General features: G+C 44.7%; 17 protein-coding genes. 7 read left to right on the top strand and 10 right to left on the bottom strand.

All coding sequences use genetic code 11. The features are described 5' to 3' along the window. Positions 1 to 12: 12 nt before the first annotated feature. From F597_RS0102090 to F597_RS0102080, 3 genes are all read left to right on the top strand, one after another. On the top strand, positions 13 to 828 hold the full coding sequence (locus F597_RS0102090) for a DUF3823 domain-containing protein (protein WP_019538056.1): 816 nt from the start codon (positions 13 to 15) through the stop codon (positions 826 to 828). A 77-nt stretch (positions 829 to 905) separates the two neighbouring features. Further along, positions 906 to 3,092 (top strand): hypothetical protein, encoded by a 2,187-nt coding sequence (locus F597_RS0102085; RefSeq protein WP_026327025.1) that lies wholly within the window; start codon positions 906 to 908, stop codon positions 3,090 to 3,092. A gap of 151 nt (positions 3,093 to 3,243) precedes the next feature. Then, a complete protein-coding gene (locus tag F597_RS0102080; RefSeq protein WP_019538054.1) occupies positions 3,244 to 5,523 on the top strand; it encodes a GH92 family glycosyl hydrolase in 2,280 nt (759 codons plus the stop codon). 18 nt (positions 5,524 to 5,541) lie between these two features. Here F597_RS0102080 and F597_RS19965 read toward each other — a convergent pair whose 3' ends face one another. Next, positions 5,542 to 6,123 carry a DUF4468 domain-containing protein gene (locus F597_RS19965; protein ID WP_081624306.1) on the bottom strand — a complete coding sequence of 194 codons (582 nt, stop codon included), beginning with the start codon at positions 6,121 to 6,123 and terminating at the stop codon, positions 5,542 to 5,544. A gap of 201 nt (positions 6,124 to 6,324) precedes the next feature. Between F597_RS19965 and F597_RS23065 the strand changes: the two genes are divergently transcribed. Beyond that, positions 6,325 to 6,480 (top strand): hypothetical protein, encoded by a 156-nt coding sequence (locus F597_RS23065; protein WP_245541971.1) that lies wholly within the window; start codon positions 6,325 to 6,327, stop codon positions 6,478 to 6,480. A 22-nt stretch (positions 6,481 to 6,502) separates the two neighbouring features. On the opposite strand, the gene F597_RS23060 is transcribed toward F597_RS23065, so the two are convergent. Together F597_RS23060 and F597_RS0102065 are read right to left on the bottom strand one after the other, a co-directional pair. Further along, a complete protein-coding gene (locus F597_RS23060; RefSeq protein WP_026327024.1) occupies positions 6,503 to 6,709 on the bottom strand; it encodes a hypothetical protein in 207 nt (68 codons plus the stop codon). A 151-nt stretch (positions 6,710 to 6,860) separates the two neighbouring features. After that, positions 6,861 to 8,033, bottom strand: coding sequence for a M24 family metallopeptidase (locus tag F597_RS0102065; protein WP_019538052.1), 1,173 nt, complete (start codon positions 8,031 to 8,033; stop codon positions 6,861 to 6,863). Between the two features lie 69 nt (positions 8,034 to 8,102). Between F597_RS0102065 and F597_RS0102060 the strand changes: the two genes are divergently transcribed. Next, positions 8,103 to 9,473: a sigma-54-dependent transcriptional regulator gene (locus F597_RS0102060; RefSeq protein ID WP_019538051.1), complete on the top strand. Its 1,371-nt coding sequence runs from the start codon at positions 8,103 to 8,105 to the stop codon at positions 9,471 to 9,473. Between the two features lie 26 nt (positions 9,474 to 9,499). Here the strand turns inward: F597_RS0102060 and F597_RS0102055 are convergent, their stop codons facing one another. Continuing rightward, the gene (locus tag F597_RS0102055) at positions 9,500 to 12,109 is read right to left on the bottom strand and encodes a hybrid sensor histidine kinase/response regulator (RefSeq protein ID WP_019538050.1); all 2,610 of its coding nucleotides are present in this window, start codon (positions 12,107 to 12,109) and stop codon (positions 9,500 to 9,502) included. A 477-nt stretch (positions 12,110 to 12,586) separates the two neighbouring features. On the opposite strand from F597_RS0102055, the gene F597_RS21435 reads away from it, so the two are divergent. Further along, entirely contained in the window at positions 12,587 to 13,231 is a 645-nt protein-coding gene (locus tag F597_RS21435) for a hypothetical protein (protein WP_019538049.1), read from the top strand. A gap of 109 nt (positions 13,232 to 13,340) precedes the next feature. Here the strand turns inward: F597_RS21435 and F597_RS0102045 are convergent, their stop codons facing one another. From F597_RS0102045 to F597_RS0102025, 5 genes are all read right to left on the bottom strand, one after another. After that, a complete protein-coding gene (locus tag F597_RS0102045; protein ID WP_019538048.1) occupies positions 13,341 to 14,093 on the bottom strand; it encodes a shikimate dehydrogenase family protein in 753 nt (250 codons plus the stop codon). 100 nt (positions 14,094 to 14,193) lie between these two features. Then, entirely contained in the window at positions 14,194 to 14,940 is a 747-nt protein-coding gene (gene ubiE, locus F597_RS0102040; RefSeq protein WP_019538047.1) for a bifunctional demethylmenaquinone methyltransferase/2-methoxy-6-polyprenyl-1,4-benzoquinol methylase UbiE, read from the bottom strand. A 36-nt stretch (positions 14,941 to 14,976) separates the two neighbouring features. Next, a complete protein-coding gene (locus F597_RS0102035; protein ID WP_019538046.1) occupies positions 14,977 to 15,921 on the bottom strand; it encodes a phosphoribosylaminoimidazolesuccinocarboxamide synthase in 945 nt (314 codons plus the stop codon). A 227-nt stretch (positions 15,922 to 16,148) separates the two neighbouring features. Then, positions 16,149 to 17,084: a PhoH family protein gene (locus tag F597_RS0102030; protein WP_019538045.1), complete on the bottom strand. Its 936-nt coding sequence runs from the start codon at positions 17,082 to 17,084 to the stop codon at positions 16,149 to 16,151. Further along, a complete protein-coding gene (locus F597_RS0102025; protein WP_019538044.1) occupies positions 17,081 to 19,009 on the bottom strand; it encodes an amidophosphoribosyltransferase in 1,929 nt (642 codons plus the stop codon). Before F597_RS0102025 ends, F597_RS0102030 begins: the two co-directional genes overlap by 4 nt. Positions 19,010 to 19,227: 218 nt before the next feature. On the opposite strand from F597_RS0102025, the gene dgt reads away from it, so the two are divergent. After that, positions 19,228 to 20,556 (top strand): dGTP triphosphohydrolase, encoded by a 1,329-nt coding sequence (dgt, locus tag F597_RS0102020; protein ID WP_019538043.1) that lies wholly within the window; start codon positions 19,228 to 19,230, stop codon positions 20,554 to 20,556. A 218-nt stretch (positions 20,557 to 20,774) separates the two neighbouring features. Here the strand turns inward: dgt and F597_RS0102015 are convergent, their stop codons facing one another. Further along, positions 20,775 to 21,968 (bottom strand): 6-bladed beta-propeller, encoded by a 1,194-nt coding sequence (locus F597_RS0102015; protein WP_019538042.1) that lies wholly within the window; start codon positions 21,966 to 21,968, stop codon positions 20,775 to 20,777. Between the last annotated feature and the right edge of the window lie 60 nt (positions 21,969 to 22,028).

The raw sequence follows: 22,028 nt of genomic DNA, 5'->3' as shown, positions 1-22,028 counted from the left end.
AAAATTAATCAAATGAAGAAGATCGCATATTTTATAATATTGGTTGCCCTGCTCTCTGTATCTTCCTGCAGTATGTTTGAGCTGGATAACTATGAAGCTCCCAAAGAGACGTTACAGGGAGTAGTGGTGGATGCAGCTACCGGAGAGCCGGTACTGACCGACCAGGGGAGCGAAGGGATCAGAGTACGGCTTACAGAACTCAGCTGGGGAGATAATGTGACGCATAATCCCGATTTTTTCTGCATGCCCGACGGTACTTTCCGGCACACGAAACTGTTCAAAGGACACTACAATGTCCGGATTGACGGCCCGTTCATTCCCCTGTTAAGAGAAGACGACCGTGGTGTTCCTCTTGCCGACGAAACGCAGGATGTGGATATTGAGGGTGTGACCGAGGTTAAGTTTGAAGTGCAACCATTCCTGAAAGTGGAGTGGGTGGATGAACCTCAGGTAATTAACGGTAAGGTACGGGCAAAGGTGAAAGTGACCCGTGGAGTATCGGAAAGTGAATTCCGTGAGAAAATTGAACCGATGGGCGGTTATAGTAACAGCTTCCTGAATGTGACGGATATTCAGCTTTTCGTGAGCTATTCTCCCACAGTGGGATACCGTGCCCGCGACGAGCGGTGGTCGAGTTCCATCGAATATTCCGGCACCTCTTTTAACAACCTGCTGGGAGAAACAGTTACTATAGAATCCAACGGAACGATCCCATCCGGGCGGGTTGTCTTTATCCGTGCCGCAGCCCGGATAAACTACGATACGCCCAAAGGTAGTGGTACCCGCCGGTGGAATTATAATGCACCATTGGAGGTGTTGGTACCGTAAAATATGCTATATTTGAAGTTTAAAGTCTTTCTGATCGAAGGAAAGACTTTAAACTTCTTTTTAATAAAATATAACCTATGAAGAGATCAATGATCACCCTGTTTATCGGATTGTGTCTTTTGATACCATTGAGCGCCCAACAGGAGAAGAAAGTGAAAACTACACTCCAGACATCCCGGGAGTGGAGGCCCACTATTGATGTGAGATCAGATGCCGTGATGGTGTATGGAGTAGGAGGAAATCCTTCCGATAAATCAAGAAGAATACCTTTTGAAGACCGGGTACAATCCTGGCGTGACAGAGGTTATATAACCCATTTTATGACCGGGATAGCATGGGGTGAATACCAGGATTATTTTACCGGGAAATGGGATGGCAAGATGCATCTCGACGAAGGACAGGTGCAGCAGAGCGGCGATACCATCTGGCATGGACATATGGTGCCTTATATTGTCCCGTCGGAGAATTTCCTGCGCTATCTCAAGGAGATGCATGTGAAGAGAGTGATCGATGCCGGTATTGATGTTATCTTCATGGAAGAACCTGAATTCTGGGCGAGGGCCGGATATAGCGAAGCCTTCAAGCGGGAATGGAAAAAATATTATGGTTTTGACTGGAGACCTCAACATCTGTCCCCCGAAAATACCTATCTGTCCAATAAACTGAAATATCATCTCTATTATAATGCTCTCGACGAGGTCTTTTCTTTTGCCAAGGAATACGGGAAGAGCAAGGGGATGGATGTGAAATGCTATGTCCCCACCCACTCCCTGGTCAATTACGCCCAATGGATGATTGTCAGTCCGGAAGCAAGCCTGGCCTCGCTTCCCTCGGTCGACGGTTATATCGCCCAGATATGGACCGGCACTTCCCGTGAGCCGAACTATTTCAATGGCAAAATGAAAGAACGGGTTTTTGAAACGGCATTTCTTGAATACGGCTCTATGGAATCGATGACTGCCCCTACGGGCAGGGAGATGTTCTTCCTTACAGATCCGATTGAGGACTGGCCACGCGATTGGGTGGATTACAAGAAAAATTATGAAGCTACCTTTACGGCTAAGTTACTCTATCCGCGTATCGATAAGTATGAGGTGATGCCCTGGCCGGAACGGATCTATGAGGGGCTATACCGTACCAGTCCCGATAGTGATAAGAGAGAAAGGATCCCCCGCCATTACTCCACCCAGATGCAGGTGATGGTCAATACATTGAATCTGATGCCGCAGAGTGAGAATCGGGTGGACGGATCGCACGGTATAGGGGTACTTATGTCGAACTCATTGATGTTTCAGCGTTTTCCCGAACATGACGGGTATGAAGACCCCCAACTGGCTAACTTCTACGGGCAGACGCTTCCGCTATTGAAAAGAGGAGTGCCGGTACAGACCGTGCATATGGAGAATCTGGCCTATCCTGAAACTTTGAAAGATATTAAAATCCTGATCGCTTCCTACTCCGGCATGAAACCTATGGAGTGGCAGTCACACCGCTTACTGGCCGAATGGGTGAGAGATGGAGGTGTATTACTCTACTGCGGGAGGGACGACGATCCCTTTCAGCAGGTGACAGAGTGGTGGAACAGCGGTGGAAATAATTATGCTACTGCTTCCGCACACCTTTTTGAAGAATTGGGATTGCCGAAGCCATATGCAGCAGGTGAATATACTGTAGGGAGCGGAAAGGTCCATATCCTGCGGAACGATCCCAAAGAGTTCGTCCTGGCCGAAAATGGAGATGCCCTGTTTCTGGACTTATTGAAGAAAACCTATGGCAAGGTATCAGGTGAACCACTCCTTTTGAAAAATTATTTCAGCCTGAAAAGAGGCCCTTACCTGATGATTTCCGTACTGGATGAGTCGGTCGGTATCTCGCCTTTTATTGCAGAGGGTCGCTTTATCGATCTTTTTGATCCGCAAATTCCGGTCCTGCGGAAAAAAGTGGTGAATCCGGATCAGCAAGCGTTGCTGTATGATATCGATGCGATAGAAAACAGGGAGCACCCCTGTGTACTGGCGACGGCAGCACGCGTGAGCGACGAGAAGAGAGAAGATAGTAGCTACAGCTTTATCGCGAAAAGTCCGATCCACACTACAAATGTGATGCGCATTCTCTTGCCGGAAGAAGCAACGACCTGCAAGGTGATGAACAGCGCCAGCGAACCTGTCGATCACGATTTCTCCTGGGATAATGAGAGCGGAACCGCTTTCCTGAAGTTTGAGAACGATCCCGACGGTATCGCTGTGCAGTTGGAATGGAAATGACTAATGTGCCAATGAGACTAATGTGCCAATCCCGACAAGTCGGGACAAGTAGTGAATAATGTGTTGATGTGATGATTTAATGATTAATCTGCTAATCAGTAAATTTACAAATCGGTAAATCGTCTTTGTTCTTTACTCTAAAAAAAATTATATGAAGAAAGTCCTGTTATTGAGTGTTGTTTTTTTCCTGGGGATATTCCTGAAGGTGAGTGCACAACCTTTTAATCCGGTTGATTATGTGAGTACGTTGGTAGGAACCGATTCCAAGTATGAACTCTCTACCGGGAATACCTATCCTGCGATTGCCCTGCCATGGGGGATGAACTTCTGGTCGCCCCAGACCGGTAAGATGGGTAGCGGATGGATGTACACTTATCATTCCGATAAGATCAGGGGATTCAAGCAGACCCATCAACCCAGCCCCTGGATGAACGATTATGGTCAGTTCTCGCTGATGCCTCTTACCGGGAAGCCGGTTTTTGACGAAGAAGAGCGGGCAAGCTGGTTCTCCCATAAGGCGGAGATTGCCAAACCGCACTATTACCGGGTTTACCTGGCCGATTACGATATAACCACTGAGATCACTCCTACGGAACGCGCTGCCATGTTCCGTTTTACCTTTCCGGAGAACGATAGCGCCTACATCATTACCGATGCTTTCGATAAGGGTTCCTCTATCCGTATCATCCCTGAAGAGCAAAAGATTGTGGGTTATACTACCCGCAACAGCGGTGGGGTACCTGATAATTTCAGGAACTACTTTGTGATTATTTTTGATAAATCTTTCACTTATATTGCTGCCGTAAAAGATGGTGAGATTGCCGAAAATGAGAAGGAATTTACCGGAAACCATGCCGGTGCGGTGATCGGTTTTAAGACGGCCAGAAAAGAGCAGGTGCATGCCAGGGTAGCTTCTTCCTTTATCAGTGAAGAGCAGGCAATGCTTAATCTGCAGGAGTTGGGAAACGATTCATTCGAAGCCATCAGGGAAAAGGGTGAAGCCCGCTGGAATGAGGTGCTGGGACGAATCAGGGTAGAGGATGACAATATCGATAACCTGAGGACATTCTATTCCAACCTCTATCGTACGCTGCTTTTCCCGAGAAATCTCTCCGAGATTGATGCCGATGGCAATATATACCATTACAGCCCTTACAACGGGGAAGTGCTTCCGGGCTATATGTTCACCGATACCGGTTTCTGGGATACTTTCAGGAGTCTTTTCCCTTTCCTTAATTTTGTCTATCCCTCCGAAAATGTGAAGATGCAGGAAGGGCTGGTGAATGCCTATAAGGAGAGTGGTTTTCTTCCCGAGTGGGCCAGCCCGGGACATCGTAATATCATGGTGGGTAATAACTCCGCCTCGGTGGTAGCCGATGCATATATAAAGGGATTGAGGGGATACGATATCGAAACGCTCTGGGAAGCGCTCAAGCACGGTGCTAACAACGTGCATCCCACAGTGCCGGCTTCGGGTCGTACCGGTTACGCGGAGTATAACAAGTACGGATATATCCCCAATAATGTGAAGATCAGCCAGAATGTGGCACGTACGCTGGAGTACGCCTATAACGACTGGACCATCTATAGCCTCGGCAAAGCTTTAGGTAAGCCGGAGCCGGAAATTGCCATCTACGGCGAACGGGCGATGAACTACAGGAATCTTTACAATCCTAAACATAAACTGATGGCGGGTCGTGCGGACGACGGCTCATTTTCCGACTCGTTCAACCCGACCGACTGGAGCCGTGATTTTACGGAAGGGAACAGCTGGCACTATTCATGGTCGGTCTTCCACGATCCACAGGGGTTGATTGACTTGATGGGAGGACGCAGGGAATTCGTCAATATGCTCGATTCCGTCTTTGTCATTCCCGGATTGGAGGGGATGCAGAGCCGCTCCATGATCCATGAGATGCGTGAGATGCAGGTGATGGATATGGGGCAGTACGCACATGGAAACCAACCCATCCAGCATATGGTATATCTCTATAATTACGCCGGTGAACCGTGGAAAGCCCAATACTGGGCCAGGGAGATCATGGATAAGCTCTATTCCGCTGCCCCTGACGGTTATTGCGGCGATGAGGATAATGGTCAGACCTCCGCTTGGTACGTCTTTTCCGCATTGGGATTCTATCCTGTTTGTCCCGGCAGTGATGAGTATATACTCGGTTCACCACTATTTAAATCGGTAGAGATTGACCTGGAGAATGGCAAAACTCTGCAGATCCAATCAACGGATAATGCAAGGGGGAATCGCTATATCGAAGAGATGGAACTGAACGGCAAACAATATACAAAGAATTTCCTTACCCATGGCGACCTGATGAACGGGGGTGAGATCACATTCAGGATGAGTTCCCAGCCCAATAAGGAGAGAGGAATTCAGCGTGAGGATTTTCCTTACTCCTTTTCGAATAACAGATAAGATAGACAATAGGTCTTCTTATAAGTTATCGGAAAGGTAATTGTGGTAATCGGTGAACAGATCTTTCACGAAGTCAATCGTTTTTATCCTCCATTTTTCTGAAGATTTCAAAATATCCGTCTGATCCTTGTTGAGACTTACATCGTCTGCGATCGTCTCTTCGGCGGTATACCGTTGATCCTCATATTTATACCTGATCCTAATAATTGCCATATCCACGGAGCCAGGGCTACAGACCGCATGGATGTTATAATTGATATCCGCCTGATCCAGCAGCAACAGCGCTGATCTGAAAATGAGTTTTTCATTGCAACCAGCGACGATGGATCCTTTTTCTTCATCGAAAATCAATACCCTGCGGGAACGGTTTTCTTCTTGATTGTCTCTTCCGTCGATCCAATCCCGGGTAAGGCTCATAAGTGAATCGCGGCTCATGTTTGGCGCACTGAAAGATTTACGGAAAACGATTTCTCCATCTTCCATCGGAACAGCTCCTTTCAAATATTCTGAAGAAGTACGATTCTGGGCCGACAAAGAAACCACCGTGCAAAACAGGGACATGACCGTTAATAACATAAAATTAGTGGCATGTTTTTTCATCTTCTAACAATAAATCTGGTTATCACTCTTTTTTAAGCGGGCCATAAGAACTCTTTGCCCTCTTCTTAATGGCAAAGGTAATAAAAATCCATCCATCTGCTATACTGACAGGTGGATGGATTTTATTGAGTTGCCCGATCTATGATTACCCTTCTATATCCGTTTCAATGCTTCAAGGAAATAGTAATCGGCGTAATTCAGATGATAGTCTCACTGTTACGTTTTTTCTACCGTAACGATTACTTCACCCGGTCGACTAATATCGACAGTCCCCCAGGTAAGAAAATTGATCTGATTAGTAGTTTCCGCTCTATCCAGGGAAAATCGGTCTTCTATCTTGAGTTCGTTTTTACCTAATGTATATGTGCGTGTCCACCGGTTATGGCTTTCGTTGTTCTATCCCCCCTTTTGTTGCCACGAAGAAACCGTTTTTGTTCGACATGTATAAAAATTCCGTTTCGGGATACCATGTGTAAGAAGGTATTTCATATGCCGGAGAGACTTGTTGCATCATCTCCTCGCTTCCCACTGCCTTTCCGTAACGATAAATCAACGGACCGTTGCCACCGTCTTTGCCGAGACACATCCTATATTATTCAAATATAATAACAATAATATAAAATTGCTAATATTTGCTAATATATCTCTTTGGCTTTCAGTGAGCAACAGTTACACTTTAATAATTAATTTTTTGCAAGTTGTATACATATAGTCGGATATACATGCTAAAGTTGGATTTATGACAATACAATCATCGCTTCTTCACAGAGAGTGATCTTTTCAAAGCCCGATTCGTGTACCACATAGGTATTCTCTATCCCTACGGCGCCAATGCCCGGAAGCACGAATTTAGGTTCCAGAGCAAATGCCATTCCCGGTTCCAGTATCTCTTTCGAACGGGAGGTAAGCACCGGCGGCTCGTTGATTTCCAGCCCTACGCCGTGCCCGATAAACTTGGCCTGTTGTACGGTTCCCATAAAATAGGGTGTTAACCCGTTTTCTTCGACCATCTCCTCTGCCAGGAGATAGAGTTCCGAACACAGGGCCCCTGCCCGGAAACTTTTCATAATGGCATTGTGGATATCAATAGAGACCTGGTGAGCTTTATAGGCGATATCGGGAGCATATTCGATTGCAAAAGAACGGGTCATATCATCCATCCAGGGGCGGTAATTTCCGGCCATATCCACCATCAGCGTTGTACCGGGTAAAAGAAGAGTGCCGTTGGCTCCCAGCGGTAACAGAGGCGAGATACCTTCACCTCCCAGGGCGTAATCATAAGGCGATGCCGTTTGGGCATTGTCGCCTGCCAACATACTTCCCATAAAGATATCCATGTTTTCTCCAAAGGAACGGAAAATACCTACCGACCCATGCAGACGCATCTGCCGTTCTATTTCTATCTGTAACTCCAGATCGGTCATTCCCTCATGATACAAAGAGGGGATTAGTGCATATACATAGGCATGGATCCGGGCACTTTCGCGCATCTGCTCCAGTTCGTATTCCGATTTTACCGCCCGTATCTTCCGTAATTCTCCTGAAATGTTTTTGATTTCGGCCATATCCAACGCTGCCTGTAAGCGGGTGGCTGCATTGAAAGTGAGTTGGTCTGCTTCAATCAGAATCCGTTTGGGTAAAGATATTCCGACTTCTCGCAGCATATCGGGGATCTGTTCCGGTTTACGAATCAATCTCACCCGTTCATCCGTAATATTGGAAGGACGTTTTACAAACAGTATAGGGTCTCCTTCGGGAAACAGGAAGAGAAATCCGTCGAAAATAAATCCGCAGAGCCAGTATTGGTTGACGGACGAGGTGATGATACAAGCGTCTGCCTGCATCTCTGTGATAGTTTGTTGTATCTTTTTCAGCCTTGAGTCGGCTTCATGTAGCGGTAATTTGTTCATATAAATGTGGTTTTTGACATCAAAATTAGGTGATTTTTTTGAAAAACCACTATCTTTACACCATAACTGGTGGGAGAAGTGAATAACAGACGAATACTTATAGTAGAGGATGACCGTTCTTTTGGAGCCATGCTTCAGAAATGGTTCGAAAGAAACGGGTTTTCGGCAACTTTATGTTCCGGTATGGTGGCGGCGCAGGAAGCGCTTTCCCAAACGGAACCTTATCAGGTTGTCTTGTCGGATTTGCGTCTACCCGATGGTGACGGTATTATGCTGCTGAATTGGCTGAACGAAATGCGGATGTCGATACCGGTAATTATCATGACAGGGTATGGGGAAATCCAGACGGCGGTATCGGCCATCAAGCTGGGAGCATTCGATTTTCTGGAGAAACCCATCAATCCCGATATCCTGACGAAGAAGATTGAAACGGCTTTTGATGCGGGACAGGAAGAAAGTTCTCCTCCTCTGAAACAACAAACGGAAAAAAGATCCTATAAAGAGAATAAAGAATTTGTGGAGGGGAGAAGTCCACTATCTACACAGATGTATACTCATATCGACTTAGTGGCACCCACCCAGATGGCAGTGATGATCATAGGTGAAAGTGGAACAGGAAAGGAACATGTTGCCCGTCTGATCCATACCCGGAGCAACCGGGCCAATGGGCCTTTCATTGCTGTGGACTGTGGAAGTTTGTCCATCGAGTTGGCGCCGAGTGAATTGTTTGGACATAAGAAAGGATCGTTTACCTCTGCAATAGAAGATAAGACCGGATTTTTCAGGGAAGCTCACGGAGGGACCCTGTTTCTCGACGAGGTGGGAAACCTGCCTTATGGTGTGCAGATGCAACTGCTGCGTACCCTGCAGGAGAAAAAAGTAAGACCGGTAGGTATTTCAACAGATCTGAATGTGGACGTCCGGATAATCACTGCTACCAATGAAAACCTTGAAAAAGCGATCGACAAAGGAAATTTCAGGGAAGATCTTTATCACCGTTTGAATGAATTCATGATCAGGGTGCCATCACTCCGGGAGTGCGCCGAAGATATTCCATCCTATGCAGATCATTTCAGAGAAGAGGCCAACAAGGAACTCGGCAGAGAAGTGGCTGACATTTCCCCCGATGCGTTGGTGGTGCTGAAGAATTACAACTGGCCTGGAAATCTGAGAGAATTGCGAAATGTGATCCGTAGGGCGGTTCTTTTTACAAGAGGTGATAGTATCACAGTCGACAGTTTACCCGTACTTACTACAAAAAAAGAGGAATCATTGCCAAAAGCAGCAATTTCCCTCTCTATAGAACCCGAAGAGGAGAGAGAAAAGATTTTGAGAGCACTTGAACAGGTGAAGGGAAACAAGACCAAAGCGGCTATCCTGCTTCAGATCGACAGGAAAACACTCTACAATAAGATGCATCAGTATAATATCGGCTTATAGGGTACCTGACTCCACTATGACAGTTCTTATGACAAGTAGTTTTTACTGATATCGACAGTAAATTTTCTTATTTCATCAACTGTTTTTAATAACTCTTCCTTCCACTCGGGATAGGCCGATTCATCCTCTCCTCTCAGCATGTCTATTTTGCGTAAAGCAGTACAAAGATGATCGGCATCGAGCTGGCTGAAAAAGGGATGTATCCTGTGACTTAGTTGTTGTGCTTTCTCAAAGTCGCCTTCTTCAATGTAGGTTGCCAGAGTGTCCATATCCCTATTGGCCGACTCTACAAAACCGGCCAGGATATCTTTGATAGATTGTTCATCTTCCTGAAAAAGAGCAGAAAGTTGGGGAAATTCCTTTCTGAAATTGTTTTTTCTTTGTTCCTGAGCAGGTTGTTCTTCTTGCTCAGATTTTCTTACTCCTTTCAAGTTCAATTCTCCCACTTCCAGATTTTTTATCGTCTCTTCCGGGGTTTTCTCTCCTTCCTCCACGCTCCGTTCTCTCCCTTCCAGGACCTTTTTTTCTCCTTTTACATTCTTCTCAGGAGCCTTTTTGCCCATCAGAATATCTGCAAATTCGCTCATTTGGATAGGCTTTCTGATTAAACCGGAGAATCCCTCCGAAAGAGCTCTCTCTGAAGTATAGTCGTCGTGTGCCGTCATTAACCAGACCGGTATTTGGGTGTCTTTTTCCCTGATTTTATGCAGGATGTCCGTTCCCGTTATTTTCGTCATTTGCATGTCGGTGAAGACAATATCGAACAAGGAAATGACCCTCAGAAATCCGTTGACATCCCGGGGGTCATTACATAGCTTTACTTTGTAACCATTGCGTACCAGATACTCTCTGATCATATTTCCCAATGAAAGATCATCTTCAAAAAGCAATATTTTTCGGAAATGTGTATCATTTTGTGCAGTGCTATTACTTCCGGACAGGACCAAATTGCCGTCGCCTTCCGTAGCAGCTTTACCCGATACCTGCCGGACAGGAAGAGTAATAGTGACGCAGGTTCCTTTTCCTTTCTCCGAAGTTACCTGTATCGTTCCTCTTAACAGATCTACCAGCCCCTTTGTGACATACATTCCGAAGCCGCTTCCTTCTGCTTTCAACGGGTTCTGCATGCGGGAGAAAGGCTTAAATATTTCCGGCAGTTCATTGGCATCCATGCCTATACCACTATCGGTTACAGTGAAGATCAGTTGACCTTCATTTTTCAGCCGTATGGTGACACCGCCCCGGAGGGTATACTTTACTGCGTTGGAAACTACATTGGTGAGTATTTGTTTCAGGAGCGTATGATCCGTCTCTATATAGAGCGGAGAGGAGGCTAAGTTCTCAAACTTCAGACTCAACGCTTTTTCTTCCGTAAAAGGTTGGAACATGCGGATGATGTCTTCCATCAATTCGATAAGGTTGAACCTGCTGTAATGGAGTTTGGCTGACTTTTGTTGCAGCCGTGAGAATTCAAGCAGGTTGGTCAGCATATTCAGGATGTGTTTTCCTGAATTGCGGGCAGACTGCAGCTGCCGCTTTTTGCCTTCATCCGCTTCTTCCGAATCCCACATCTCCATATATCCCATCATGGAGCTGAGGGGTGTCTTCACATCATGCGATACGGATAACAGCAATTTATGACGGCTCTCGATCAGTTCTTCGGTGAGTTGTTTCTCCTTTACCAGATCAGATCGTGCTTTTTGTCCTTTATTGAGGTCGTCGATAATGAAGAGAATAGTGATAAGGATCACGAGGATGGAGAGTGCGCCGACAACGAGGGCGAATCTGAAAATCCTTTGGGTGAGTTCTTCGCTGTTTTCAGTCCCTTTCCAGGCCAACTGGGTGGTTTCATTGTAAAGTTCAGTGGTAAGCTGGGAGATATGAAGGGAGATATTCTGTTCGGCAAACAGCAGTTCACGTACCTCCCTCTCAATCCCTTCAATCTGGGAGGAGTAGGACTTGGACGCCTCCTCCGTGATATTCTTGAGGTCGGCATACATCGTGGTATCTACTCTCGATGTTGATCTTGACTCTTGTTCGGTGCGTGCAATGCTGATGGTAGAATCCGGTACGGCTGCCGGGTCAATAAGATTTCTGAGCCGATCCCAGAATCCCTTTTTTTGTTTTTCCATACGCGTGGTGTCGATACTGGTGATCACCACTACCGAATCCTGGATGATCTCATCATATTGGTTGATTTTCTTGTCGAGTTCTATCAGAGGATTTTGAGACCTGAACAGTCCTGTCAACCTGCGCACCATCCTGTTTTTTTCCTGGAGCAAAGAGTCGATATCTTCCAGTAGCATATTCTGCTCCTTCTCGGGTTTCATGCCCTGTATGTTGAGTATTTGGAGGGATATGTCGGAAGAGATGGAGTCGTATTGCTGTTGCAGTCTTCGCCGGGGAGATACCAGGTACATGTTCAATACCTCCTGCGCCTGCTGTATGGAGATAATCAACTGATTACTTCTGGACAGCACTTTATATGAATTGTCCATCTCCGCTTTCTGGATATCCATATTCTTTTTAAGGGAATAGGAATAGATAAACAATCCGGTAAAATAGAGAATGACTACAAGGAAGATCAAACCTATTTTTATCCTGACCCTTTGTTCCGGTGATTTTTTTTGCTCCATTCCTCCAAATTTACCCCAAATATAATGAAAGCCGAGAGAAGAGCTAAGCTTGCTTAGGCTATTCCGAGGCGCATTTTATATTATACAAATATAATGAAAGCCGAGAGAAAAACCAAGCTTGCGACTCAAATAGTCTCACTCGTGAATTTTTTCGAAGCGCATCTCATATTAGGAAATATCATTTAATTATCGCAGCTTTCTATACAGACTGGTGGTTGTGGAAATTGTGGAATTACACACTCTGATTGGGGAAAAATTCCACAATTTCCACAATTTTTCCCCAATGATGATGTTTGGCATGTTTATTACAATTCCAGATTAATTTGTTTATAATCAATGTCTTTTAGCGGAAGTTCACTTCGCCGATCTGGTTTGGTATTCGATTTGATATATACATAACGGCGATAAGTCGCCACAAAAAACAAACGGAATAAAAATTCAATAATGCAGTTTTTATTTTTCTAAAAATTTATCGTTATGAAAAAAGTAATTTTATCAGTCGCAATTATCGCAGGTATGCTTATTACGACAAACGTTCAACAAGCACATGCTATTCAGGAACAACCCACTGTGGCAATAGTTTTAGATGATGATGGTTTTGTGGATGTACAGTTGCAGGATCTCAGTGAAGCCGTTCAGGCAGCGATAAGCGCCTTTACCCAGGAATATGATATTAAAGCGCTTAAGTATAATGCTGAAAAGCAACTCACAAAAGTGAAACTGACGAAAAAAGATGATCAGTCTGAAAGAGTAGTTTATCTTGATGCTGAAGGAAAAGAAGTAGAAGCTCCGGCAAGGACCGAAGAGTCAGGAACAATAGAACAGGAGACTCCGTCGGCAGAATTGTCGGAAGTGATGCAAGACAACGGATTCGTGAATGTTAAGTTCGAAGAACTGAACGAAAAAGTACAGAATGCTATCCGTACTATTACCGAGACCTATGATGTAACCTCGTTGAGATACAACACAGAGCAAGGTATCACTGAGGTGAAGGGTACCAGTAAGACGGATCAGTCTGAGAAAGTATTCTACCTGAATGGAGAAGGGGAAGAAGTGGCACCGCCTGCTTCTCAGGAGCAACAACAACAGGAAGAAACAGAAGAAGTTCCGATGTCATTGTAAAAAACAAACTACACTATCGCACCTCTATATATTTCTTAGTTAACATATTCTTCTTAATACAATGACTAAGGATTCGATCGCCCCTTTACTGAAAGAAGTAAGGGGGCGGTTATTTTTGCCATATCTCCCAGGCAGCCAGTGCCTGAAGCTCCAGCATCTCCCTGCCGTTTTTGGTCGTGGCACCCTGTGCTTTTCCTTTTTGCAGAAAAAGTGTCTCTTCGGGATTGTAGATCAGATCATACAATAAATGACGGGACGAGAGAAGATCATAGGGTATATCGGGACAATGATCTATTTCAGGGAAGGTGCCTACCGGAGACGCATTTATAATAAGAGTATACTCTGAAATGACTGCTTGCAAAAGATCGTTATAGGTAAGTCTGTCATTCCCGGGAGTACGCGATACCTGTTTCCATTCGATTTGCATGTCTGTAAGCGCCTGGGCAACTGCTTTCGATGCTCCACCGGTACCCAATATCAGTGCTTTTCTGTGGGATGCCGGATCTATCAGCGGCGCAATTGATCGTTTGAATCCTATATGATCCGTGTTGTAACCGGCAAGCTTGTAATAATACATATCCCCTGGTCTCCTCTCCACTTTGATTACGTTCACGGCACCAATTTTTTGTGCTTCAGGTGAGATTTCATCCAGAAAAGGGATTACCTGTTCCTTGTAGGGAATGGTTACATTCAGACCTTTCAGTTTTTGGTTGAATAGGATAATTTGGCAAACCTCCTGGATATCTTCGATTTCGAAGTTAAGGTATTCAGCGTCGATCCCTTCACGGCAGAATTTCTCCGTGAAAAATTTTGCCGAGAAAGAGTGTTTCAGGGGAAAACCGATTAAGCCATATGTATCCATTCGTAAATTGAAAGTTGAAAATTGAAAATTGAAAATGACAGAACCAAGACTTCTTTACTTCCGATTTCTTTTTAATTATTCTTATTGGCACATTGGCACATTAGTCAATAGGTTTTTCTGCAATATAGAGGGTGACAATCCCGAGCGTATACCTTCTTAACCGGATATTCGTAAAGCCATTCTTCTTCAGGATCAACATCATCTCTCTTCCCTGTGGAAAAGCAGCGATAGATTCGGGCAGATAGTTGTATGCACGCTGTTCGGTCGAGAATATACCCGATAAGACCGGCATCACATATTTGGTATATGTGGCATACAACTGTTTCATTGGTGTTTCCTGCGGCGTGGTAAGTTCGATAAAAAGAAACAGGCCACCCGCCTTCAGCACGCGGAGTATTTCCTGAAAACTTTTGTCGATATCTTCAAAGTTACGTACCCCAAAAGCGATAGTAACTGCATCGAAACTATTATCAGCAAAAGTGAGGTTTGCACAATCCTGCACTTCGAAGGTGATGATATCCTGCAATCCTTTTGCCTTAACTTTTTCTTTGCCGACATTCATCATCCCTTCGGATATGTCCACCGCCGTGATCTTCTCCGGCTGTAGTATCTTCTGTGCCAGGATCGCGAAGTCTCCCGTGCCGGTGGCAATATCCAATAACTGTTTGTGGGGGTATTTTCTTAGTTCTTTCAGCGCATCGTTCCGCCAATAATCATCAATCCCCAGTGACAGTGTTCCGTTCAGTTTGTCGTATTTCGGGGCGATACTATCGAACATCCGTTTTACCTGCTCCTTCTTCGGCTGATCGGGATTATAAGGGTTTACCTTTTCTACTTTGTAAGCCATTCTTGTAGTCTTTGTTGCTGATTGAACATACAACCATTAGTGAGTTTGCAAATACTCGGTAATATTTTTTTCAATGCGCGATTCCAGATTGTCGGTATCGGCTTTCACAAACTTTTCGCCTACAATTTTCTCGTACAATTCTATATACCGTTCCGATACGCTCCGGCAGTATTCATCGGTCATCTCGGGCACCTGTTGTCCGGGTTGTCCCTGAAATCCGTTATCCATTAGCCATTTGCGTACGAATTCTTTAGAGAGCTGTCTTTGTTCTTCGCCTTTCTCGAAACGTTCCTGGTAGCCTTCGCTGTAGAAATAGCGTGATGAATCGGGGGTATGGATCTCGTCAATCAGGTAGATCCTGCCATCTTTCTTGCCAAATTCATATTTAGTATCGACCAGGATCAGCCCTTTCTCGGCTGCCATTTCGGTACCACGTTTGAACAATGCATAAGTATATTTTTCCAGTTGTTCGTACTCTTCCCTGCTTACCAATCCCTGCGCGATAATCTCCTCTTTTGAGATATTCTCGTCATGTCCTTCATCAGCTTTGGTAGTAGGGGTGATCAGAGGTGTTTCGAACTTCTGGTTTTCACGCAGTCCTTCCGGTAGCGGGAGACCACATAACGTACGTACTCCCTTTTTATACTCTCGCCATGCACTGCCGGTAATATAACCGCGGATTACCATCTCCACCTTGTAGGGTTCGCACTGGTGTCCTACAGTCACCATCGGGTCGGGGGAAGCTGTTTTCCAGTTGGGCACAATATCGGCGGTAGCATCGAGGAATTTAGCTGCGATTTGGTTCAGCACCTGTCCCTTATATGGAATGCCTTTTGGCAATACTACATCGAATGCCGAAATACGGTCGGTGGCAATCATTACCAGTGTCTCATTACCGATGCTATATACATCGCGTACTTTTCCGTGATACACACCCGTCTGTCCGGGAAAATTGTAATCTGTTCTTGTCAATGCATCCATATTATTGTCTGATTTGATGATTTAATTGAACTTAGAAGTCAAGAAGTGAAGAAGTCCAAGAAGTGGAGAAATTGAGAAGTTCAAGAAGTAGAGAATTTTGAATTCTGAAATCCTATATTTCAAATTGTTTTTATTCTTTGTTCTTTATTCTAAACAGTCTTGGTGCTTGAATATTGGTTCTGATATTCCTTTTCACTCTTCACTCTTCACTCTTCATTCTTCATTTTTCACTCTTCACTTTTTTCATACGCCTCCACTATTTTCTGTACAAGTTTATGGCGTACAATATCTTTCTTGTTGAACTCTACCGTACCGATACCTTTGATACCCTTCAGTACTTGCATGGAGTGGATCAATCCCGACTGCTGCGAGTGTGGCAGGTCGATCTGCGTGATATCACCTGTGATGATCATTTTGCCGTTCAGTCCCAACCGTGTCAGGAACATCTTTATCTGCGGCTTGGTGGTATTCTGCGCTTCGTCAAGGATGATGACGGCATCGTTCAATGTACGTCCCCGCATAAAAGCAAGCGGGGCGATCTGTATGATCTTGCTTTCGATATACTCTTTCAGTTTCAGGGGAGGGATCATATCCTCCAGCGCATCATAGAGCGGCTGCAGGTAAGGATCGATCTTCTCCTTCATGTCCCCGGGCAGAAATCCCAGCTTTTCACCTGCTTCCACGGCGGGGCGGCTTAGGATAATCTTGCGTATCTTCTTTGTTTTGAGGGCTCTGACTGCCAGTGCGATGGCCGTATAAGTCTTTCCTGATCCGGCCGGACCAATGGCAAACACCATATCGTTTTCGTCGAAAGCTTCTACCAGTTTCTTCTGATTGGCAGTACGGGCAAGGATAGGTTTTCCGTTCAGTCCGTGAATAATAAGATTGTCCACATTCACAATGGCAGGTGCCTTGCCTTTCACAATGTCGAGGATATCCTCCTCTTTCAGCACATTCATCTCGTTGCTGAACTTTTCCAACTCGTGGATCTTCTCTTCAAAGCCGGCCAGTTCTTCCTCCTCGCCGATCACCTTGATCACATTACCCCTTGCCACAATGCGTAGTTTGGGGTATAATGTCTTTATCAACTGTATATTACTGTTGTTGATGCCAAAAAAGACGACCGGATCTACATTCTCTATGATAATGATGCGTTCAATCATTCTCCGCTCTTTGAGAAGTTTAACGAATATTGGTGCGATTTGTTCTCCTGACCTTCAATATAATTGATAAACGCATTGTTTACAAGCCGATTCCCGCCGGGAGTGGGATAGTCGCCCGAAAAGTACCAGTCGCCACCGTGACCGGGGCATGCCTTGTGGAGGTCTTCAATACTTTGGAAAACGATTTTCACTTCAGCTTTTATATCTTTGGATGTCAACATCTGTGCTATCTTGTCGGAAATCTCTTCATCGGTGAAGGGAGCGTAAATATTCTTTACATAATTCACAATATGCTCCTTCTTCATATGCCGCTGTGCTATCGATTTTTTATATGTTTCGTCGATCACGGACTGCATGCCGCGTTCTTTTAGGAGTTCTATGGCTGCTTTGAAAGCGATGAATTCGCTCATTCTCGACATGTCTATACCGTAGCAATCGGGATAGCGTATCTGTGGTGAAGAGGATACGATGATGATCTTTTTCGGATTGAGTCTGTCCAGTATTTTGATGATGCTCTGTTTGAGTGTAGTCCCGCGGACAATACTGTCGTCGATAATCACCAGACTGTCTACACCTCTCCTCAACGAGCCGTAGGTCACATCATAGACATGTGCGGCCAGGTCGTTCCTTGTATTTCCCTGCGCGATAAAGGTACGTAGTTTGATATCCTTGATCGCCACCTTCTCAGAACGTACCCGTTTGGAAAGGATTGTGTCGATTTCATCCTTACTCAGCGAACTTCCTTTTTCGAGGATAGTGAGTGCCTTTTTATGATTGAAATGATCCTCTAACCCCTGGAGCATCCCGAAATAGGCTACCTCCGCCGTATTAGGGATAAAGGAAAATACCGTATTGTCGAAATCCCCGTTTACGGCATCCATGATCTTGGGAACCAGCAGTTCTCCCAGTTTTTTTCGTTCCAGATAGATGTCATGGTCGGAGCCGCGTGAAAAGTAGATCCGTTCGAAAGAGCAAGGGGTGATCTTTTTCTTCTTTTCCTGTATCTGATGCAGGTTGATAGAGCCGTTGCGCTTTACAATCAGGGCTTCGCCCGGATTGAGTTCATGCACATCTTCTTTCTTCAGGTTGAATGCCGTCTGGATGACCGGGCGTTCCGACGCTACTACGGCCACTTCATCGTCGTGGTAATAAAATGCAGAGCGGATGCCCCATGGATCACGCAGTACAAAAGCATCGCCACAACCGATCAGCCCGCAGAGGGCGTAGCCGCCGTCCCAGATTCCGGATGCCCGTTTCAGCAAAAAAGGGATGTCTAGTTTTTCCCCGATCTGACGGCTCACTTCCTGGCCGTTCATCTGCTCTTTTCCCAGGTGATCATACTGGTATTGTACCTCCCGGTCAAGATAATGGCCGAGGGATTCCAGCATGACAAAGGTATCGGCATAATCGCGCGGATGCTGTCCCTCCTGAAGGAGTTGATGGAACATTTCATCCACATTGGTCATATTGAAATTCCCCGCTAAAGCAAGGCTTCTTGAAGCCCAGTTGTTACGGCGCAGGAGCGGATGCACGTAGCTGAGACCGCTCTTCCCGGTAGTACTGTACCGCAGGTGTCCGATAAAGAGTTCCGCGGCAAAGGGAACTGATGTCTTGACAAATTCAATATCGCTCAGTTGTTCTTTTGAGAATTGTTGAAATGATGCATGCACATGGGAGAATATCTCCGATATGGCACCCGATCCCAGCGCCCGTTCCCTGAAAATATACTCGTTGCCGGGGGAAGCCTCCAGCTTCACAGCACCCAGTCCCGCTCCTTCCTGTCCACGGTTGTGCTGCTTCTCCATGAGCAGGTACATTTTGTCCAGTCCGTATTGCCACGTTCCGTACTTATTGTAATAATAATCGAGGGGTTTGAGGAGGCGAATTATCGCAATCCCGCATTCGTGCTTGATAATATCAGTCATTGAAAAACCTTTCTGTATTAAGGGTACAAATTTACTCTTATTTGTGGAAATTTTGCCGGTATCAGCACGATAATCTTATCAAAAAAATGTCAACGAACCGGTTTTTCGGATAGTTTAATTACTTAGGCGTTTTCTGCGCTCGGCAAAACAAATTTATTTGTTTTGCTCTTGCTTAACGAAAACGTTGGTGTTATCTTTGTCTATATAAACAAAAACGTATGGATTGGGAACGCTTATTATCTGCAAAGAGGTTTGGGATGGAGCATTATGAGAATGCGAAGAAGCATGAACGAACGGAGTATCAGCGCGATTACGACAGGTTGATCTTTTCGTCGCCTTTCCGTCGGTTGCAGAACAAAACGCAGGTATTTCCATTGCCGGGAAGTATTTTTGTCCATAACCGGTTGACACATAGTCTGGAGGTTGCCAGCGTGGGACGTTCGATGGGAGAAAACATAGGGCGTGAATTACGCAAAAAATATCCCGGCTCGGATGCTCATTTCGAAGAGATCGGCTCAATTGTTGCTGCTGCATGCCTGGCGCATGACATGGGAAATCCACCGTTTGGACATTCCGGTGAAAAGGCCATTTCCACTTTCTTTTCTGAGGGAAAGGGTGCTTTTCTCAAGAGCGAGGTGGAGCAGGAAGGGGGCCGCTGGAGCGATTTCACCTGCTTTGAAGGGAATGCCAATGCCATACGCTTGCTGATGCACCAGTTCAGGGGAAGGCGGGAGGGAGGTTTTGCAATGACCTATTCCACGCTGGCTTCTATCGTGAAATATCCCTACTCTTCGGAATTAAGCGGAGGGAAAAATAAATTCGGTTTTTTCGCTTCAGAGGAGGACGATTACCGTCAGATCGCGGAAGACCTTGGTATACTCAAACAAAACGAGTCTCCGTTGAAATTTGTCCGCTATCCATTGGTTTATCTGGTGGAGGCCGCCGACGATATCTGTTATCAGGTGATGGATATAGAAGATGCGCACAAGTTACGTCTACTCACCACTGAAAAAGCCATAGAACTGTTACTGGATTTTTTTGAAGGGGAGAGCCGGGAACGATGTATGAGAATTTTATCGTATGTAACCGATGTGAACGAGCAGATCGCCTATTTACGTTCCGCTGTCATCGGCCTGTTAGTCGGTGAGTGTTCGGTACTGTTCCTTGCAAATGAAGAACATATCCTGGCAGGAGAATTCTCCGGCACACTTATCGGAAATGTTTCCCCTGTGGTAGCAAAGGCTTATGGTCGGTGTGCAGAATTTGCCCTGCAGTATATATATCGCTCTAAAGATGTGCTTGATATTGAATTGGCTGGTTATCGGATAATAGGATATTTGCTGGAGGTATTTACAGATGCCATTCGGAATCCCAAACACGCCTATTCGAAACTCCTTCTTGACAGGATTCCGGAACAGTATGAAACGAATTCCCGGAGCCTGTACGGAAAGACTCAATCCGTGATTGATTATATTTCAGGTATGACGGATGTCTATGCGCTTGATTTATATCGCAAAATAACAGGCATTGGTTTGCCCGTTGTTTGATTCTACTTACGATTTGATAAAAATAGACATTTTTTTATTTTTTATTGAAATTATTTGCGTGGATTTAATTTCTTTTTTATATTTGCATCGTGGTTTTTTCATAATAGTATTAGATTTAAGGTTAACATGTTTGGCAGAGTGTCGAGAGACATTCTGCCGAATGCTTTTAACAAGTTGAAATTTTGATTATAGGAATAGGATGTTGAATTAAAATTTAGTCAAGGGTGAAAATCAACAAACACAAAAACGTTATTAGCATCTTCTTCTTTACTTAGTGAAGCAACCAATTCCTTCAACTTACCACTTAGCTGGTTTGCATTATATGCTTCTTCGAGTTCGGTAAAGTCCAATTCAAAATGGTACTCTTTTTCATAATAATTCGAAAGACGCGGATTAATATAGAAATCTTTTCCCTGATAGTCAGGTAGAGTAATTTTCTGACGGAATATTTCACCCGTTTTTTTGTCACGCATATAATATTTTGGAGAAGGAGAGCTTCCGGTCTTCAAATAGGGATAAACAGACATGAATTGAAATCTACCTGCATCCATGCAAATATCCATGACGGTCATTGGATTAAAATCGCTCAATAAAGGTTTTTTATGCATATATGGAGTTAAGGACTTGTCTTTGCCATAAAGAAAGACCGTGTCAGCTTCCGGATTATACAAAAGAAGTCCATCCGGGCATTTTCTCACACGTCCATAGTTAACCTGACCAATGAAAGTATCGCCTAAGTCCCTATAACTCAAATTTATGTTCTTATTTGGCAATTGAATGTAGTCTGACACAGTCCCATCTGTTTGGGAAATAAGGAAGAAAGATGAATCGCCACCTTGTTCCGTAAAAGTGATTTTCTCCGCAGAATTATTTTGGACGATAGTTTGCCATAATTTAGTGTTGTCATACACCAATATGGATTGGTCATCGAACAAGGCCATTTGTCCATTGATATTTATTTGCGGCAAGGTTATTTTTCTTTTGTATTCACCGGAAGAAGAATAAACCATTATATGATCACTAAAATCCGGGGAAACAAAAACATCATCCCTCGCTTCGTCATACATTACAGAAGCCGCATCCCGATACTCTTCCGGCCCTTGACCCCTATGATTAAAACGCGACCTGGGATTTCCATCTTTTGAAAAGAACAGCAAGCTATGAGAAGAGCGATCTATGACAACTATCCTGTTTTGTGTTACATAATCGATACTTCCTTTAAAAAGATAGTCATCACTTTTCGAAGTTAGATGCACATAAGTAATATCAGCAATATCCGTCAAAACAATTCCTTTTTCAGGATACTCTTTCGAGACGTCAATGAACGGCAATTCTTCATGTGATTGTTTGTCTGAAGAACAACCTATCACAAAGATTGACAGGATCAAATACAATACAACTCCTTTTTTCATATTTTCGATTCAATAATTGACATACTTAACTTCGATCCTATGTAAAAGCAATATTTACAT

Origin of the sequence: Proteiniphilum acetatigenes DSM 18083, from assembly GCF_000380985.1 — a bacterium.
In the GTDB taxonomy this organism is placed as follows: Bacteria; Bacteroidota; Bacteroidia; order Bacteroidales; family Dysgonomonadaceae; genus Proteiniphilum; species Proteiniphilum acetatigenes.
This window is presented reverse-complemented; position numbering and strand designations above follow the sequence as displayed.